15 protein-coding genes and 1 pseudogene are annotated in these 19,251 nt (G+C 49.7%); 14 read left to right on the forward strand and 2 right to left on the reverse strand.

Annotation, left to right across the window (positions count from 1 at the left end; all coding sequences use genetic code 11):
• Window positions 1-87: 87 nt before the first annotated feature.
• The 8 genes and pseudogenes from coaBC (at window position 88) to L6468_RS03645 (ending at window position 10,255) form a co-directional block, all read left to right on the forward strand.
• Window positions 88-1,293, forward strand: a complete 1,206-nt coding sequence (gene coaBC, locus L6468_RS03610) for a bifunctional phosphopantothenoylcysteine decarboxylase/phosphopantothenate--cysteine ligase CoaBC (protein WP_091814868.1) — start codon at window positions 88-90, stop codon at window positions 1,291-1,293.
• 3 nt (window positions 1,294-1,296) lie between these two features.
• Window positions 1,297-2,199 carry a type IX secretion system protein PorD gene (porD, locus tag L6468_RS03615; protein WP_237795358.1) on the forward strand — a complete coding sequence of 301 codons (903 nt, stop codon included), beginning with the start codon at window positions 1,297-1,299 and terminating at the stop codon, window positions 2,197-2,199.
• A gap of 2 nt (window positions 2,200-2,201) precedes the next feature.
• Entirely contained in the window at window positions 2,202-3,860 is a 1,659-nt protein-coding gene (recN, locus tag L6468_RS03620; protein WP_237795360.1) for a DNA repair protein RecN, read from the forward strand.
• A complete protein-coding gene (locus L6468_RS03625) occupies window positions 3,857-5,524 on the forward strand; it encodes a serine protease (protein ID WP_237795367.1) in 1,668 nt (555 codons plus the stop codon). The genes recN and L6468_RS03625 overlap by 4 nt, the downstream gene beginning before the upstream one ends.
• A 27-nt stretch (window positions 5,525-5,551) precedes the next feature.
• A pseudogene (locus tag L6468_RS03630) lies at window positions 5,552-5,965 on the forward strand (MgtC/SapB family protein); the annotation flags it as partial.
• A gap of 77 nt (window positions 5,966-6,042) precedes the next feature.
• On the forward strand, window positions 6,043-8,106 hold the full coding sequence (locus L6468_RS03635; protein ID WP_237795369.1) for a M3 family metallopeptidase: 2,064 nt from the start codon (window positions 6,043-6,045) through the stop codon (window positions 8,104-8,106).
• Complete coding sequence (locus L6468_RS03640; RefSeq protein WP_091814850.1) at window positions 8,081-8,506, forward strand: dCMP deaminase family protein; 426 nt, start codon at window positions 8,081-8,083, stop codon at window positions 8,504-8,506. Before L6468_RS03635 ends, L6468_RS03640 begins: the two co-directional genes overlap by 26 nt.
• A 45-nt stretch (window positions 8,507-8,551) precedes the next feature.
• The gene (locus L6468_RS03645) at window positions 8,552-10,255 is read left to right on the forward strand and encodes a S41 family peptidase (protein ID WP_091851385.1); all 1,704 of its coding nucleotides are present in this window, start codon (window positions 8,552-8,554) and stop codon (window positions 10,253-10,255) included.
• Here the strand turns inward: L6468_RS03645 and L6468_RS03650 are convergent.
• Both L6468_RS03650 and recF read right to left on the reverse strand, forming a co-directional pair.
• On the reverse strand, window positions 10,252-10,542 hold the full coding sequence (locus tag L6468_RS03650; protein WP_091814845.1) for a DciA family protein: 291 nt from the start codon (window positions 10,540-10,542) through the stop codon (window positions 10,252-10,254). The genes L6468_RS03645 and L6468_RS03650 overlap by 4 nt on opposite strands.
• Window positions 10,535-11,686, reverse strand: a complete 1,152-nt coding sequence (gene recF, locus L6468_RS03655; RefSeq protein ID WP_091851386.1) for a DNA replication/repair protein RecF — start codon at window positions 11,684-11,686, stop codon at window positions 10,535-10,537. The genes L6468_RS03650 and recF overlap by 8 nt, the downstream gene beginning before the upstream one ends.
• A gap of 140 nt (window positions 11,687-11,826) precedes the next feature.
• Between recF and L6468_RS03660 the strand changes: the two genes are divergently transcribed.
• The 6 genes from L6468_RS03660 to L6468_RS03685 all read left to right on the forward strand — a co-directional run bounded on the left by L6468_RS03660 (window position 11,827) and on the right by L6468_RS03685 (window position 19,250).
• Window positions 11,827-12,507: a tetratricopeptide repeat protein gene (locus L6468_RS03660; protein ID WP_091814839.1), complete on the forward strand. Its 681-nt coding sequence runs from the start codon at window positions 11,827-11,829 to the stop codon at window positions 12,505-12,507.
• The gene (ribH, locus tag L6468_RS03665; RefSeq protein ID WP_237795376.1) at window positions 12,507-12,983 is read left to right on the forward strand and encodes a 6,7-dimethyl-8-ribityllumazine synthase; all 477 of its coding nucleotides are present in this window, start codon (window positions 12,507-12,509) and stop codon (window positions 12,981-12,983) included. Before L6468_RS03660 ends, ribH begins: the two co-directional genes overlap by 1 nt.
• A gap of 71 nt (window positions 12,984-13,054) precedes the next feature.
• The gene (locus L6468_RS03670; RefSeq protein WP_237795378.1) at window positions 13,055-13,819 is read left to right on the forward strand and encodes a hypothetical protein; all 765 of its coding nucleotides are present in this window, start codon (window positions 13,055-13,057) and stop codon (window positions 13,817-13,819) included.
• Between the two features lie 16 nt (window positions 13,820-13,835).
• Window positions 13,836-14,588, forward strand: a complete 753-nt coding sequence (locus L6468_RS03675; protein WP_237795385.1) for an exodeoxyribonuclease III — start codon at window positions 13,836-13,838, stop codon at window positions 14,586-14,588.
• Between the two features lie 184 nt (window positions 14,589-14,772).
• The gene (locus L6468_RS03680; protein WP_237795387.1) at window positions 14,773-16,065 is read left to right on the forward strand and encodes a sugar porter family MFS transporter; all 1,293 of its coding nucleotides are present in this window, start codon (window positions 14,773-14,775) and stop codon (window positions 16,063-16,065) included.
• Window positions 16,062-19,250: a DUF5107 domain-containing protein gene (locus tag L6468_RS03685; protein ID WP_237795389.1), complete on the forward strand. Its 3,189-nt coding sequence runs from the start codon at window positions 16,062-16,064 to the stop codon at window positions 19,248-19,250. The genes L6468_RS03680 and L6468_RS03685 overlap by 4 nt, the downstream gene beginning before the upstream one ends.
• Window position 19,251: the final 1 nt, after the last annotated feature.

A 19,251-nucleotide genomic window follows, 5' to 3' on the forward strand; every position in this document is an offset into this window, starting at 1 on the left:
GTAGAGGGAAAAGTGAATAGTGAATAATTTCTTTTAGTCGCAAAGCTTTGTAAAAGCGAGCAGAGCTCGAGCGGCTACCGCAATGATATGCTGAAGGGAAAGAAAATCGTATTAGGAATAACGGGCTCGATAGCAGCCTATAAGTCATGCTTGATTATCCGTGAACTGGTGAAGCGTGGCGCAGAGGTGCAGGTGGTTATCACGCCTGCAGGTAAGGAGTTTATCACACCTATCACGCTGTCGGCACTGACACAGAAGCCTGTGATAAGTGATTTCTTCTCACAGCGCGATGGAACATGGCACTCACATGTGGCACTGGGACTCTGGGCTGATGCGATGCTGATAGCTCCCTGTACGGCTTCTACCCTTGGTAAGATGGCCAATGGTATTGCCGATAACATGCTTATCACTACCTACCTGTCAATGAAAGCACCTGTGTTCATCGCACCGGCAATGGACCTGGATATGTATGCGCATCCCACGACACAGCAGAACATGGAGCGCCTGAAGGGTTTTGGTAATCATATCATTGAACCTCAGAGCGGCTTCCTGGCTTCTGGCCTGGAAGGTAAGGGACGTATGGAGGAACCCGAGAAAATCGTTGACTGTCTGGATTTGTTTTTTGAGAAGAAGGACTTACTGGGTAAGCGCATCATGATTACGGCAGGACCTACCTACGAGAAGATAGACCCTGTTCGTTTCATCGGTAATTACTCCAGTGGCAAGATGGGTTTTGCATTGGCAGAGGAGTGCGCGCGCAGAGGTGCTGAGGTGACAATCGTTGCCGGTCCTGTCAGTTGCAACATCTCAAAACTCAAATCTCAAGTCTCAATCATCAGCGTGGAGAGTTGTCAGGATATGTATGACGCCGCAACGGAACTCTTCCCTGATACGGATGCAGCTATCCTTTGTGCAGCTGTGGCCGACTTCCGTCCTGCGGAGGTAGCAGAACAGAAAATCAAGCGCGTGGGACAGACAATGGATATCCATCTGGTGCCTAATCCTGATATCGCCGCCTCTCTGGGGCAGATGAAGAAAGAGAAACAGGTGCTCGTGGGGTTTGCCCTTGAGACGAATGACGAGGAGCAGAATGCCCAACATAAGTTAGAGAAGAAGAATCTGGATTTTATCGTCCTGAATTCTTTGCGCAACGAAGGAACCTGCTTCAGAAGTGATGAGAATCAGATATCCATCATTTCTCGTGACGGACAGACAGACTATGACAAGAAGCCTAAGCGTGAAGTGGCTGCAGATATCATAGATGAATTGGTAAGAAACATTAATCGTCAGTAAGATATGAAACAACTCCTGTTCTTTATAGCTCTTGTCCTGTTGGGCTCTGACCTTCATGCACAGGAGTTGCAAGCCAAAATCAATATCAATCATCAGCAGGTGCAGACAACGGACAAGACGGTGTTTGAGAACCTGCAGCAGACGCTGGAGCAGTTTGTCAACGAACAGCAGTGGACGGCACTTCAGTTCCAGGAGAACGAGCGCATCCAGTGCTCGTTTAATATCACTGTGACAAAGTATGACGCCGGCAGTAACCGTTTTACTTGTACGGCATTGGTACAGGCTAATCGGCCAGTGTTTAATTCGTCCTACAACACCACCTTATATAATAATAATGATAAGCATTTCGATTTTGAGTTTGTACAGTACGACCAGCTCAATTTCAACGAGGAGGTCATCGACAACCAGTTGGTGGCACTCTTTGCCTATTATGCCTATCTGATTATTGGCCTGGACCTGGACAGTTTCTCACCGATGGGAGGAACGGACGTGCTGCAGCGCTGCATGAACCTGACGAACAATGCGCAGAACCTTGACTTCGCAGGATGGAAATCATTTGAGGATAGCCGTAACCGTTTTGCCATCATCAATGATTACCTGGACGAGGCGATGAAGCCTTTCCGTCAGTTGCAATACGACTATTATCGTCAGGGACTGGATGAGATGGCGCAGAATGTGGAGCGCGGACGTACGAATGTGACAACGACTTTGGAAACCAACCTGAAGAAGGCGCATGAGGATAAGCCCTTGAGCCTGTTGCCACAGATCTGGACGGATTTCAAGAAGGACGAACTGGCAAATATCTATAAGGGAAAGGGCACTCAGAAGGAGAAAGAGAGTGTCTATGACGTGCTGTTTGGTATCAATGCCTCACAGAACGCTACCTGGGAAAAAATAAAGAATTAGTTATGCTGAAGCAACTATATATCAAGAACTTTACGCTGATTGATACGCTCGACATGGAGTTTCGCAGCGGTTTCTCGGTGATAACGGGTGAGACTGGTGCCGGAAAGAGTATCATCCTTGGCGCCATCGGCCTGTTGCTGGGACAGCGTGCAGACTCTAAGAGCGTGAAGATGGGCACGGATAAATGTGTCATCGAGGCCCACTTCGACTTGTCGCGCTATGGGATGGAACGTTTCTTCGACGAGAACGAGATAGAGTTTGATGCCGAGGATACCATCATCCGTCGTGAACTGACGTCGGCTGGCAAGAGTCGTGCTTTTATCAACGACACGCCTGTGGCCCTTTCTATGCTGAAGGAGCTGGGCGAGCAGTTGGTTGATGTGCACTCGCAGCATCAGAACCTGTTGCTCAACAAGCAGGACTTCCAACTGAATGTTGTGGATATCATTGCTGATGATGCCAAGGAACTGACGGACTATCAGCAGACGTATGTGCGCTATCAGGAGTTGAAAAAAGAGGAACAGCGCCTGCGTGAGGATATCGAACAGGGTCGCCAGCAGGTGGACTTCATGCAGTTTCAGTATGACGAACTGACCAATGCCCGTCTGTCGGATGGCGAACAGGAAGAACTGGAGCAGCGCAGCGAGACGATGTCGCATTCAGAGGACATCAAGACGGCCCTTTATGAGGCAGAGTCGGCGTTGTCTGGTGATGAAGGCGGTGTGGTTAGCAATCTGAAGAAAGCTGTTTCTGCCCTGCAGGGTATCGAACATGTTTATCCTGACGTGGCTGAGTTGGTAGAGCGCATGAACAGTTGTTACATTGAACTGAAAGATGCTGCTGCCGAGGTCAGTGGAAAGATGGATGATGTAGATTTTGATCCTGCGGAACTGGATATGGTGAATACACGTCTGGACAGAATCTACGAGCTGCAAAAGAAATACAAGGTGGAGCGTGTTGACCAGTTGCTTGCTATTCAGGAGGAACTTGGCCGTAAGCTCTCGAATATAGAGAATAGTGATGAGGCTCTGGCAGAGATTGAGCGACAGGTCAGTGAAACGTTGAAAGACGCACAGAGAAAGGCCGAGTTGCTCACAGAGAAACGACGTGTTGCTGCTGGCGCTATTGAGAAACAGATGCGCGAGCGACTGGTGCCTCTGGGTATGCCTAATGTGCGCTTCGAGATTGCTGTGGAGCAGGAGCCGTTGGGACGTTGTGGACAGGATAAGGTGTCGTTCCTTTTCAGTGCCAACACATCCACACCGCTGCAACCTGTATCTCAGGTGGCATCGGGTGGTGAGATTGCACGTGTGATGCTGTCGCTGAAGGCGATGATCAGTGGTGCCGTGAAGTTGCCTACCATCATCTTCGATGAGATAGATACTGGCGTGAGTGGAAAGATTGCCGAACAGATGGCACGCATGATGTCTGAGATGGGACATTGTGACCGTCAGGTTATCAGTATCACCCACCTGCCTCAGATTGCAGCCTTGGGTTCTACACACTATAAGGTCTACAAGGACGAGACCGCTCAGGGCACTACGACGCACATGCTGATGCTTAATGATGAGGAGCGTGTACGGGAGATTGCACAGATGCTCAGTGGCAGCGATGTGTCGGAGGCGGCTATCCAGAATGCAAAAGAACTTTTGAAATTATGAAACGACTATATATGATTGTCAGCCTGCTGATGCTGACAGTGACGATAATGGCTCAGCCCTCATGGGTGAAAAAGGCTACGAAGTCGGTCTTTACGTTGAAGACGTTTACGGCCGATGGTACGCTCTTAGGCAGTGCTAATGGCTTCTATGTAGGCAAGAATGGTGAGGCTATCAGTTGTTTTGCTCCTTTCAAAGGCGCCCAGCGTGCTGTTGTGATTGATGCAGCGGGCAAGGAGTATGAGGTGGCTTGCATCCTGGGTGCCAACGAGACCTATGATGTGGCGAAATTTCGTGTGACAACGGGTAAGACGCAGCCTCTGACTGTTGCGCAGGGACAGGCACCGGCTGATGCCTCAGTATGGCTTCTGCCTTATAATCAGGTGAAGAAAGTGCCACAGGGTACTGTTCGCAAGGCTGAGACTTTCAATCAGAACTATGCTTATTACACGGTGGCTCTGCAGATGCCCGAGAATTCCGTTGGAGCGCCTTTGTTCAGCGAAACAGGTGAGGTGTTGGGCCTGATGCAGCAGCCTGCCTCATTGAAGGATACGCTGAACTATGCCGTAAGTGCCCTTTTCGCAGATAGCCTGAAGACCACCGGACTCAGTATCAACGATCCTGTGTTGCGTGCTACGGGCATCAGGAAAGCATTGCCTCAGGATGTAGGACAGGCTCAACTGTCTCTCTATATTGGTGGCGCTTCACTCGACTCGCTGGCTTATTGTCAGTTGATAGAGGACTTTATCCTGCAGTTCCCCAATCACCCTGACGGTTATACCTATCGTGCACAGCAACTGGTGAATGGCAGTCGTTTTGCGGATGCCGACCGTGATATGAAGAAAGCCCTGAAGGTGGCAGAGAAACCAGATGAGGTGCATTATACCTATTCTCGTCTGATGCTTCAGAAACTGTTGTATATGCCGGAACAGGCTTATGATGCCTGGTCGTTTGACGGCTCTTATGATGAGGCTGGCGAGGCTTATCGCATCAATCCGTTGCCTACCTATCGCCAGCAGCAGGCTGTGGTGCGCTATGCCCAGCAGCGCTATGATGATGCCTATGCTATCTATGAGGAACTGTTTACTTCCAGCCTGCGCTCACCAGAGCTCTTCTATGCTGCCTCTGTTTGCAAGGAACAGTTGAAGGACAGTGTTGCTCAGTTGGCATTGCTCGACAGTTGCATGGCACAGTTCTCTCGTCCTTATCTGAAAGAGACGGCACCCTATCTGCTTCACAGGGCACAGTTGCTGATGGATATGAATCGTCATCGCGAGGCTGTGACCGACCTCAACGACTACGAGGCACTGATGAAGACGCAGCTCACCTCAAATTTCTATTATATGAAATATCAGGCAGAGATGAAGGGACGTCTGTTTCAGCAGGCACTCGATGATATCAACGAGGCTATCCGTATGACACCACAGTCGGACCTCTACTATGCAGAGAAGGCATCGCTGCAGGTTCGCGTGGGACTCTATAGCGAAGCTGTTGAGACGGCAAAGACCTGTATCCAACTGGCACCCGATCATAGCGATGGCTATCTGTTCCTGGGCTTGTCCCAGTGCTTGCTGGGCCAGAAGACAGAGGGCGTGAAGAACCTGCAGAAGGCCGGTGAACTGGGCGACCCTCAGGCAGAAGGCCTGATAGAGAAATACTCAAAGTAAATCCTCAAATCTCAAACCTCAAAGCGTATGACTTGGCAATATGTTCTGACAATCTTCGTAGGTGCTATCTTAGGTGGCACTATCGGACTGGAACGAGAGTATCGTTCCAAGGAGGCTGGTTTCCGCACCCATTTCCTTGTTGGCTTGGGCAGTGCGTTGTTTATGGTGCTTTCCATGCACGGCTTTGATGGTTTCGAGGGACAGCCAGGCGTTATCATCCAGCGTGATCCTGCTCGTATGGCAGCACAGGTGGTCAGCGGTATCGGTTTTATTGGTGCTGGTACCATCATCTTCCAGCGGAATGTGGTCAAGGGACTGACTACTGCCGCTGGTCTTTGGGTCACCTCTGCCATTGGTATGACGGCAGGTGTCGAGATGTACGATGTTGCCATTGCCGCCACGGCATTGGTACTGATTTGTCTGGAGGGTTCCAACTTCCTGCATCATCGCGTGTTTAAGTCGCAGAAGCGTGAATATGATGTGGATGAGAAAAATGAATAAATAGCAAAGAAATATATATGAACGAGAATACAGAGAAGAGAATAAATCCTTTTTTCCAGCCTTATGGCACACCTCATGATGCTGTGCCTTTCGACCGTATCCGCCTGGAGGACTATGAAGAGGCCTTCATGGAGGGTATCCGTCGTGACAATGAACAGATAGAGAAGACGATTAATAATCCTGCCAAGCCCACGTTCGATAATACCATTATTAATAAGGACGACGATACTGAGGGCTATTATGACTTGTTGGAGCGCGTGTCGACCGTGTTCTTCAACCTGCTGAGTGCAGAGACGAATGATGACATGGATGCGCTGGCTCAGAAGATGCAGCCTATCCTGACGCAGCATGCGAATGATGTGCGACTGAACGAACGCTTGTTTGAGCGCATCAAGTATGTGCATCGTCATCATCGCAAACTGACACCCGAGGAGAAAATGCTGCTCGACAACTGCTACGATGGTTTTGTGCGTAGTGGTGCACTGCTCGATAAGGAGGGAAAGGACAAACTGCGCCAGCTCACGGAAGAGGCAAGTATGCTGTCTCTCCAGTTCTCGCAGAATCTCTTGAAGGAGAATAAGGCCTATACACTGCATATCACGGACGAGAAACAGCTCGACGGCCTGCCTCAGACGGCTATTGATGCTGCAGCAGAAGAGGCTCGCCAACAGGAGAAGGAGGGTTGGATCTTTACGCTCGACTTCCCTTCCTATTCGCCGTTCATGACCTATAGCACACAGCGCGATCTGCGTCAGCAGTTGTATATGGCGAAGAATACAGAGTGTATCCACGATAACGAGAATAACAACCTGGAAATCTGCAAGCGCATCGTCAACCTGCGTCGTGAGATAGCGCAGTTGCTGGGTTTCAGGACTTATGCCGACTATGTGCTGAAGAATCGTATGGCTGGCAACGTGAAGAGTGTCTATAAACTGCTGAACGACCTTATCGATGCCTATAAGCCTACGGCAGAAAAGGAGAGGGAGGAACTGAAGAAATCTGCCAAGGTGGATTTCGAACTGGAACCTTGGGATACCTCTTTCTATTCTCATAAGCTGCAGCTGAAGAAATATAATCTGGATGCCGAGATGCTGCGTCCTTATTTCCAGTTGGACAAGGTGATTGACGGTGTCTTCGGACTGGCTAATAAACTCTATGGCATCAGCTTCAGGGAGAACAAGGATATCCCTGTGTATCATCCTGATGTGAAAGCCTATGAGGTATTTGACAAGGACGGTTCTTTCCTGGCAGTGTTCTATGCCGACTTCCATCCGCGTAAAGGTAAGCAGGGTGGGGCATGGATGACCCAGTATCAGGGACAGTTTATTGACAAGAAGGGTGAGAATGTGCGTCCTCATGTCTCTGTGGTGATGAATTTCACGAAGCCAACAAAGGAAAAGCCTGCTCTGCTGACGTTGGGCGAGGTGGAGACTTTCCTGCATGAGTTCGGTCACTCGTTGCATGGCATGTTTGCCAACACCCGCTTCGAGAGTCTCAGTGGAACTAATGTATGGTGGGACTTCGTAGAACTGCCTTCTCAGTTCATGGAGAATTTCGCTGTAGAAAAGGAGTTCCTGCGCACCTTCGCCTTCCATTACGAAACGGGTGAGCCTTTGCCTGATGAACTGATTCGCCGTATCGTGAAGAGCCGTAACTATATGGCAGCATCGGCCTGCTTGCGTCAGGTGTCGTTCGGCCTGCTGGATATGGCTTATTATACGAAGAAGGGTGCCTTTACTGATGATATTATCCCATTCGAGAAGAAAGCGTGGAAAAAGGCCATCATCGGTAAGCAGCGTATGGATACCTGCATGACGGTACAGTTCTCGCATATCATGGCTGGTGGCTATGCTGCCGGTTACTATAGTTATAAGTGGGCTGAGGTACTTGATGCTGATGCTTTCTCTGTATTCAAGAAGGAAGGTATCTTCAATCAGCAGACGGCCCAGCGCTTCCGTGACGAGATACTTTCTAAGGGAGGTACGGAGAATCCTATGACGCTTTACAAGCGATTCAGGGGAGGTGAACCAACAATTGATGCATTACTGAAGAGAAATGGAATCAAACGACAAACAAAGTAAGCTGGATTCGCGCTATCTGCGTATGGCGCGTATCTGGGCAGAGAACTCGTATTGCAAGCGCCGTCAGGTCGGTGCGCTGGTGGTCAAGGACAAGATGATTATCAGCGACGGCTATAACGGTACGCCTACAGGGTTTGAGAATGTATGTGAGGACGAGAACAATATCTCGAAGCCTTATGTCCTCCATGCAGAGGCTAACGCCATTACCAAACTGGCACGCTCTAATAACAATAGTGATGGCTCAACCATCTATATCACGGCCTCGCCTTGTATAGAATGTGCCAAACTGATTATCCAGGCGGGCATCAAACGTGTGGTCTATGGCGAGAAATACCGTCTTACGGATGGTATCGAACTCCTGGAGCGTGCAGGTATTGAAGTGGTGTATATGGAGGTTTGATGTTTGATGTTTGAAATTTGAGGTTTGAGTTTTAAGGATTAATCGATGAATACAAAAAATAGATTTTCGCCCCTTTGGTTGGCTCTGGCTGTGGTGATTGGTATCGCCATCGGCACATTCTATGCTAATCATTTCTCAGGCAACCGTCTGAGTATCATCAATTCTGGCAGTAACAAACTGAATAATCTGCTTTACATTATTGATGACCAGTATGTGGATACTATCGATATGGCTGACCTCGTAGAGCAGGCTGTGCCTCAGATATTGGCGGAACTGGATCCGCATTCCACCTATTTCTCTGCTAAGGATGTGCAGATTGCCAACGATGACCTGCGTGGCTCTTTCTCTGGCGTAGGTATTGAGTTTACAATCCGCAATGACACCCTGCGTGTGCAGAATGTCATCAGCGACGGACCTGCAGAACAGGCTGGCGTGTTGGCGGGCGATAAGATCGTGACGGTAGACGACTCGGTGTTTACTGGCAAGTCGCTTACCAATGATGAGGCCATGCACCGTCTCAAGGGACCAAAGGATACCAAGGTGAAACTGGGTATCCTGCGCTATGGCGAGAAGGATTTACGTTATATCACCGTGACGCGTGGCGAGATTCCTATGAGGAGTGTCACAGCGGCTTATATGCTTGATGACAATACGGGTTATGTGAAAATTAAGAATTTTGGCGAGAATACCTATAACGAACTCTTGGTGGCGCTGGCACAGTTGACGATGGATGGCTTTCAACAGCTCACCATCGACCTGCGTGGCAATACGGGCGGCTATCTGCAGTCGGCTGTTCAGATTGCTAATGAGTTCCTGCCCAAGAATAAACTGATTGTCTATACCGAGGGACGCCGTTCTCCCCGTGAGGAGTATCGCAGTGACGGACGTGGCAGTTACAAGCAGATGCCATTGGTCATCCTGATTGACGAGGGCTCGGCTTCTGCCAGTGAGATCCTGGCGGGTGCTATTCAGGACAATGACCGTGGTACGGTCATCGGACGCCGTTCGTTTGGTAAGGGATTGGTGCAGAAACCTGTGGAGTTCGGTGATGGTTCGATGATGCGTCTCACCATTGCCCGTTATTATACGCCTTCAGGTCGTTGTATCCAGAAACCTTATACCAATGGTATGGATAAGAACTACGAGGAAGACCTGATGCTGCGCTATCAGCATGGTGAGTTCTTCTCGCAGGACAGCATCAAGCACGAAGGTCCCGAGTATCACACCAATAATGGTCGTGTGGTCTATGGCGGTGGTGGTATCACGCCTGATATCTTTGTGCCAGAGGATACCAGCGACTTCACTTCCTATTACAAAGAGGCTTCTATGTCGGGACTTATCCTGCAGTTTGGCTATGACTATACCGACCAGCATCGTGCTGTGCTGAAGGAATATGACAGTGAGGCATCACTACTGAAGTATATCAAGAGGCAGAATCTTGTAGAGCAGTTTGCACAGTATGCTGAGAAACACGGTCTGAAGCGTCGTAACCTGATGATTCAGAGGTCGCGCCGCCTGTTGGAACAGTATATCTACAGTCGTGTGATATACAACATCCTCGATGAACAGTCGTGGTTGCAGTATCTCAACGAGGACGACCCTGCTATCCGTGAGGCGTTACGCGTCTTTGAGGCAGGTGAGGCTTTCCCAAAGGCACCTGACTTGAAAGGTTCGAAAGCGAAGAAAGTTGCTATGAGTTTTGACTATCGCGCCGTCCACAAATCATCCGTGGTAGTGGCAAGGGCCTAACAGAATCGTATGTCGGTAATCACTTGATTGCCGACATACTCGTTTAATCGGTTTACATATTCCTGACGGCGCATGCTCAGGTCGGCACGCAGGGCCGGTATGCGCAGCTTGACGTAGAGCGTCTGGTTGTAGATGTTCACATCGGTGGTGTAGCGCGCTATGGCTTCTCCTGCCACAACAGGCCACGCCTCAATCAGGCGCTTCTGTAGCAGAGGCGTCTCCAGACCTTGCATCCTCAGATTCTGGAGTATCAGGTCCTTGAGGGCTTTCTCGCGTCGCTTAAACATGTATCTCTCCGTCGTTTACTTCGTAGAGCTTATAGTCAAAACTGCTCTTCGACAGGATTTGGTCTATATGGTCACGATTGGTGTCGGTAATGAATATCTGACCGAACTGGTCGCTGGCCACCAGCTGGATAATCTGTTCTACACGCTGTGCATCCAGCTTGTCGAAGATGTCATCAAGCAGGAGTAGGGGCGTGGTCTGTGCATTGGTGCGTTTCAGGAACTCAAACTGTGCCAGTTTCAGGGCAATCACGAACGTCTTCTGCTGGCCCTGACTGCCTTCACGGCGCATGGGATGTCCGTCGAGCATAATCTCAAGGTCGTCACGGTGAATGCCGTGCAGGGAATAGCCCACGGCTCTGTCCTTGAAGCGGTCGCGCTGAATCACCTCCAGCAAGGGACCGCGCTGACAATGTGATGTGTATTTCAGTGACACCTGTTCGTGTCCACCGGATATGGTCTCATAGAACTGTTGAAACAATGGTATCAGCTGTTCTACGAAGTCCGCACGTTTCTGATAGATTATCTCACCCTCGCGTGCCATCTGTTCTTCCCATAGCGACAGGAGTTCCGGGTCTGGCTCGCGGTCTTCTATCTTCAACATCGCGTTACGCTGCTGCAATGCTTTGTTGTAACGGTTCAGGGATTCCAGATAGGGATGGTCCAACTGTGAGATGACGACATCCATCAGTCGGCGTCGTTCCTCACTGCTCCCCTCAATCAACTGGATATCTGCAGGTGATATGAGTACGATAGGTATCAGTCCGATGTGCTCAGAAAGACGTTGGTAGGCCTTCTTGTCGCGTCTGAACACCTTCTTCGTACCTCGCTTCATGCCACAGTGGATGGTGAAGGTTGAGTTTTGAGGATTCTTGCGTCCCTCCGGTAGCAAGCGAGCGGAGCTCGAGCGGAGGTCTGAGGTCTGATATTCCCCTTCCAGCATGAAGAAATCCTGGTCGTGACGTATCACGAGAGAGTCCTGTGTGGTCTGTGCCGAATGACAGAACGACAGGAAATACACGGCATCCAGCACGTTTGTCTTGCCCGCTCCGTTGTGACCAATGAAGCAGTTGATATTGGGCGACAGTTCGAGTGTTGCCTCCTGAATATTCTTATAATTGATGATTGAAAGGTGCTCTAATATCATCCCTTGGATTCTAATTTTGCTGCAAAATTACTGCTTTTAAGGCTTAAAAACAAAAAAGTCGGCAATAAATTTCATTATGTGCAACTTTTTCTGTAATTTTGCGCCCGCAATTTATAGCGAATCTAAAAATAAATATTATAATGGCAGATACAAATTTTTCAAATGGTGCTCCTGCTGCAAACGAGCACAGTCAGAATGAGGCTTTGATCCTCAAGTACAAAAATGTGATTATCATCGCTGTGGTAGCTTTGATCGTATTGGTAAGCGCAGGCTTCTTCTATAAGAGCTATTCTGCTGACCAGTTCAAGAATGCCAGCACAGAGATGTCAAAGGCTCAGGAGTATTTCAGCAATGCTATTGCTCAGGGCGATACCGTGATGTTCCAGAAGGCTCTGAATGGCGATGGCGCTAACGAGGGTTTCGTTGCTCTGGCAGAAGAGGGTGGCAAGGTAGGTAATCTGGCTAACCTCTACGCTGGTCTTTGCTATGCTCATCTGGGCAATATGCAGGAGGCTGCTTCTTATCTCGAGAACTACGATGCTGCTGACGATGCCATGGTTTCACCTGCTGCTGTTGGTGCCCTGGCTGATGTAAAGGCTTCTCTGGGTGAGCTCGATGAGGCTGTTGAGCTGTTCAAGAAGGCTGCCGACAAGGCTGACAACAACACTCTCTCTCCTCAGTTCCTGATTAAGGCTGGTGAGATTCTGGAGAGCCAGGGTAAGAAGGAAGATGCCTTGAAGCTCTACGAGCAGATCAAGGCTAAGTACCTGAACTCTATGGAGTATGGTAAAATCGATGCTTATATTGAGCGCGTAAAATAATGGCTACCGCATTACATAATCTGAGCGACTACGACCTCAACGCCGTGCCCGATGCTTCGAACATGATTTTCGGCATTGTGGTGGCTGAGTGGAACCCTGAGATTACAGGAGCCCTGCTTGAAGGTTGCGTGGCTACGCTCGAAAAGCACGGCGCACTGACTGAGAATATCCACGTGAAGACCGTTCCAGGTTCATTCGAACTGATTTACGGTGCTCACCAGATGACTCTCAATGATGGCTACGATGCCGTCATCGTCCTTGGAAGTGTGATTCGTGGCGAGACACCTCACTTCGATTATATCTGCGAAGGTGTCACAGCAGGTATCGCACGCCTGAATGCAACAAGCAATATTCCCGTCATCTACGGACTGCTTACCACTAACGACCTGCAGCAGGCTAAGGACCGTGCAGGAGGCAAGTTCGGTAACAAGGGTGATGAATGTGCTGTGGTTGCTATCAAAATGGCTAAATTCTAATTAATTACACATAGTTGGCAGGTGTGACCTTTGGGTTGCACCTGCTTTCTTTTAACCTAAACACAATGAAAATGAAACAGATTATTTTTGCTGCACTTCTTTTGATGTGTCCCGCTATGGCTGTTAATGCCGCTGAGTTATCGAACGATACTGTGGTTATCGAAAAGGTCGCTGATGTGGTGAACCTGGATTCTGACGATGACTTCTGGAAGGACAAGCACGTCATGATTAAGTCGAAGAGCCAGAAGTGGGATGTTGATCCATATATGTACCTTGGTTTCAACACCATGCTTGGAGCTCCCTCGGAATATAAGTTCAACCTGTGGCCTTCTTTTGACCTTGGCTTTGGTCTGCTGGGTGAGTGGATGCCTTGTGGAAAAAAGAATGTATGGGGCATTGGCTTTGGTATTGACTGGCGCTATTATCGCATGGACAATGCCACATACTGGGAAAAGGACCTCACCACGGGCGTGATGGGCCTTACGGATTATCAGGCACTTCAGTCTGATCGTCGTACCTCGCTTTCTGAATTCAGTCTTCAGGTACCTGTTACCTATACCCATTATTTCGATAAGGAGTTGGACTGGGGTGTTACCTTGGGTGCTATCGTAAATTTCAATACCGGTGCTCATGTAACCCGTGAGTTTACCTACCAGGACGAGGACTATGAAGTGGAGACTGGTTCTATCCACCAGCGTCCTGTTACCGTTGACGGTCTGCTGATGGTGCATACACCTGGCGATGTCGCCATCTATTGCAGGTACTGCCCCATGAAATTCTTCCGTGATGGCTATGGTCCAAAGATGAATCAGTTCAGCTTCGGTATCTATTTCTAACCCAACTTTCTTTATCATGAAACTGATATCTTGGAATGTAAACGGTCTTCGCGCTTGCGAGGGTAAGGGCTTCAGCGATGCTTTCCGTGCGCTGGATGCTGATTTCTTCTGCCTGCAGGAGACGAAGATGCAGCCTGGACAACTGGACCTGCATTTTGATGGGTACGAGTCATACTGGAACTCTGCCGAGAAGAAAGGGTATAGTGGAACGGCTATCTTCACCAGGCATCAACCACTCAATGTGACGTATGGTATTGGTATCGATGAGCACGATCACGAAGGACGTGTCATCACACTCGAGATGGAAAAGTTCTTCCTGGTGTGCTGCTATACGCCCAACTCACAGGATGGCTTGAAGCGTCTGGACTACCGCATGCAGTGGGAGGATGATTTCCGTGCTTACCTGATGCGCTTGGATGAGCAGAAACCAGTAATCCTTTGTGGCGACCTGAATGTGGCTCACGAGGAGATAGACCTGAAGAATCCGAAGACCAACCGTATGAATGCCGGTTTCACGGATCAGGAACGTGAGAAGTTCAGCACCCTGCTGGCCTCTGGTTTCACCGATACCTTCCGTTGGAAGTATCCGGAACAGGTTACCTACTCATGGTGGTCGTACCGTTTCCAGGCCCGTCAGAAGAATGCCGGCTGGCGTATCGACTATTTCGTGGCTTCCAACCGTTTGCAGCCGCAAATCGTCGATGCCAAGATACATACGGATATCCTGGGCTCCGATCACTGTCCTGTGGAACTGGAACTGAGTATCTGATTTTTCAGAACCCTGTCTCTTATTATCATAAGGCTCTCGAAGAAATTCCGGGAGCCTTTTTTTGTTTTGGTATGCTAGTAATCCGATTATTAAATGTGATTTTTGATAAATGTTGATGTTAGTTTCGGGGTTTTAGAAAAGAATTATTATCTTTGCACCTTGTAAACTAAAAACCATACAGGATATGCTAAATAACAACAAGGCATTTGTTTATTTCATCTGCTCTGTGTCGGCTATGGGCGGCCTGCTCTTTGGCTATGACTGGGTAGTGATAGGCGGTGCAAAACCTTTCTATGAATCATTTTTCGGAATAGCAGGTAATACGTGGCTACAAGGCGTTGCGATGTCAACGGCCCTGGTAGGCTGTCTGATAGGTGCCATGGTAGCCGGTGCTCTGGCCGACAGGTACGGACGCAAACCACTGTTGACCACAGCAGCCGTACTGTTCACGGTCTCTGCTATAGGCACAGGTCTTTTTGATGATTTCACCTTGTTTAATATAGCGCGCTTCATTGGTGGCGTGGGTATTGGCGTGGCTTCGGCCTTGTCGCCCATGTATATTGCCGAAGTGAGTCCGGCGCATATCCGTGGACGCATGGTGAGTCTGAACCAGATGACCATTGTCCTTGGTATCCTTGGTGCGCAGATCGTCAATATGCTGTTGGCCCGCGATACCTCTATAGTTGAGAACGCAGCATGGAATTTGGAGTGGGGCTGGCGCTGGATGTTCTGGGCCGAGACCGTGCCCGCAGCTTTGTTTCTGGTGATGAGTTTCTTTATACCGGAGAGTCCTGTGTATCAACAGATGAAGGCTGCGACAATGTCGCAGCATACAGGACAGAAGGCTGGACTGAAGGAACTCATGGAGAGCAAATATAGTAAGGTGTTGTTGCTAGGCCTCGTCATCGCCGTGTTCCAACAGTGGTGCGGCACGAATGTGATTTTCAATTATGCCCAGGAAATATTTGTGGGAGCCGGCTATGATGTCGATGGCATGTTTATCGATATCGTTATCACAGGCATTGCCAACGTGGTATTCACCTTTGTAGCCCTGTATACCATCGAGAAATGGGGACGTCGCACGCTGATGCTGATTGGCGCAGGCGGACTGGGACTTATCTATCTGACATTGGGAACCTGCTATTTCCTGGAGGTGAAAGGCGTGATGATGGTGGTACTCGTAGTGACGGCTATCTCTGTATATGCCATGACATTAGGACCTGTCACGTGGACGCTGCTGGCAGAAATCTTTCCCAATCAGATTCGTGGCGTGGCTATGGCCGTGTGTACCTTCGCCCTGTGGGTGGGCTGTTGCACCTTGACGTTCTCGTTCCCGTCGATGAACGCCGCCCTAGGTTCCAGTGGCACTTTCTGGATCTATAGCGCCATCTGTGTGTGCGCCTTTATCTTCCTGTGGCGACACTGTCCTGAGACGAAAGGAAAGACTTTAGAACAATTAGAAAAAGAATTAGTATGATAAAAGCTTGGAGAGAAATTGTTACTATTCCTACCTATGAAATAGGGAAGGCCGAGAAGAACCCGATATTCCTGGAAAAAAGAGTCTATCAGGGTTCCAGTGGCGTGGTTTATCCGTATCCTGTCATCGAGTCGATAGCCAATGAGCCCACACCACACGAGTGGAAGGTGGTGTTCCTGGAGAATGAGTATATCAAAGTGATGGTGATGCCCGAACTGGGTGGACGTATCCAGATGGCGTACGACAAGATAAAACAGCGCCACTTTGTGTATTATAATCATGTTATCAAACCAGCCCTCGTTGGACTGACAGGTCCCTGGATCAGTGGTGGTATCGAGTTCAACTGGCCTCAGCACCACCGTCCGTCAACCTATCTGCCTGTGGACTGCGACATCGTGGAGAATGAAGATGGCAGTGTGACGGTATGGGTGAACGAGATGGAGCGTATGTTCCACCAAAAAGGTATGGCAGGTTTCACACTCCGTCCCGGTTGCGCCTATCTGGAGATACAGGGACGCGTCAGCAATCGTACGTCATTGCCTCAGACCTTCCTCTGGTGGGCAAACCCTGCCGTGGAGGTGAATGATGCCTACCAGAGCGTCTTCCCACCCGATGTCAACGCGGTGTTTGACCACGGAAAGCGTGCTGTGTCGAGTTTCCCCATCGCTACGGGTACCTATTACAAGATGGATTACTCGGCAGGTGTGGACATCTCGAACTATAAGAATATCCCCGTGCCTACGAGTTATATGGCAGTCAACTCAAAATATGATTTCGAGGGTGGCTATGAGAACGATACCAAGGGCGGTATGCTCCATGTGGCTAGTCATCATTTCTCGCCAGGCAAGAAACAGTGGACATGGGGTAATGGTGACTTTGGAAGAGCGTGGGATCGGAATCTTACAGACATGTATGAGGACAAAGGTTTCCGTCCCTACATCGAGCTGATGGCTGGCGTTTATACGGAGAACCAGCCCGACTTTACTTGGCTGATGCCTTATGAGGAGAAACAGTTCACACAGTATTTCATGCCTTATCGTGAGATTGGTATCGTGAAGCAGGCCAACAAGGATTTCGTCCTGAATATCGAGAAGACCGAGGGCGGCGTCAGTTTCAAGGTGCTGGCCACATCTGAACAGACGGCCCATGTTCTTGTGAGGAAGAAGAGCGGAGAGGTCTATTTTGACCAAACGTTGACGCTGTCACCAGAGACGGTCTTTGAGCAGACGGTGGCATGTCCCGATGTGTTGCTGCAGGATTTGCAGCTCTCTGTCAATAACCTGCTCTGGCAGGCAGAACCCGATGATATCCGTCCTATTCCCGATGCTGCGGAAGCTGCCCTGTCGCCACAGGACACAAAGACCAACGACCAGCTTTATCTCACAGGTCTGCACCTGGAGCAATACCGTCATGCCACATGGAGTGCCCTCGACTATTATGAGGAGGCACTGCGCAGGGACCCCAATGATGTGCGTTGCCTGAACCAGACGGGACTATGGTATCTGCGTCGCGGTCGTTTTGACAAGGCAGAGACCTGTCTGCGCAGGGCTGTGAAGATCTGGCAGAAACGTAATCCGAATCCCTATGATGGTGAGGCTCTTTTCAACCTCGCCCTGACATTGAAATACCAGGGTAGGGCAGACGAGGCCTATGGCCTGTTCTGGAAGTCTACCTGGAATAAGGCGTGGGCAGACGCAGGTTACTTCGAAGCCGCTTGTATCAGTGTGTCCCAGCAGCGTTACGACGATGCGCTCGACGAGTTGAACCGTTCTCTCATCTTCAATAGTTGCAATCACAAGGCACGTGCGCTGAAGGCTGCAGTGCTGCGTCTGCTGGGTCGTCAGGAGGAGGCTCTGGCATGGATTGAGGACAGTCTTGCACTGGATCACTTTAACTACGGCTGTCGTTATGAGAAGTTCCTGCTTACAGGCGACGATACGCTGAAGATGCTGATGCGTAAGAGTTGTGAGAACTACGAGGAACTGGCATTGGACTATGAACAGGCCGGACTGCATGATGACGCTATGGCCATCTGGAAGATGGCGGAAGAAGAGGGTGCCGTGAGTCCGATGACCTATTATTATATGGGAAGCCTTGAGCAGGCGGAGAAACAACCTGCTGACTATTGTTTCCCCAACCGACTGGAGGCTGTCGTTGCCTTGGAAAGAGCAAAACAGCAGAATCCACAGGGTGCCAAGGCGCCTTACTATCTGGGATGCCTCTACTACGACAAGCGTCAGTATGACCTTGCCATAGAGAACTGGGAACTGTCGGCAAAACTCAATCCTGAGTTCCCCACCGTATGGCGTAACCTGGCGTTGGCCCGCTTCAACAAGCAGCATAAGCCTGACGAGGCGGTGGCATACATGGAGAAGGCCTTCCATTTGGACGAGACGGATGCCCGCGTGTTCATGGAGTTGGACCAGCTCTATAAGCGCATACAGAAACCTCATGCTGAGCGACTGGCTTTCCTGCAAAAGTATCCCCAGCTGATAGCTCAGCGCGATGACCTTGTACTGGAGGAGATTACCTTATTGAATCATCTGGGACGCCATGAGGAGGCGATGAAGAAACTCGATGCCCATCAGTTCCATCCGTGGGAAGGTGGCGAAGGTAAGGTGAGCGGACAGTATCAGATTTGCAGAATAGAGCTCGCTAAACAGGCGCTCGTACGTGGTGAAAAGGAGAAGGCTACGAAGTTGTTGGAGGAGTGTCTGGTGTTCCCGTCGCATCTTGGCGAAGGTAAACTCTATGGCGCACAGGACAATGACTTCCTCTATTTCCTTGGACGCTACGAGAAGGGTACGGCAGGTCCTACCGAACCGGCTGCTGCCATGTATTATAATGATGCGAAGCCTGATAAGATATTCTATGCTGCCCTGTGCTATCGCAAACTGGGACAGGAGGATAAGGCGCGCGGCCTGTTCTATAAACTGGTGAACTATGGTAAGCAGCACCTCTTCGACCACGTCACGATGGACTATTTCGCTGTGTCGCTGCCCGACCTGCTGATATGGGATGGTGACCTTGACCAGCAAAACCGCATCCATTGCCTCTACATGCTTGCCCTGGGCTATTATGGCCTGGGCGACAAGACGCATGCAGAGCGCTATCTCAAGGAGGTGGAGCGTGAGGATATTAATCATTTTGGCGCAAAGACCCTGCGCTCGTTGATGAACATGTAAA

It is taken from the genome of Prevotella communis, assembly GCF_022024115.1.
GTDB lineage: Bacteria > Bacteroidota > Bacteroidia > Bacteroidales > Bacteroidaceae > Prevotella > Prevotella communis.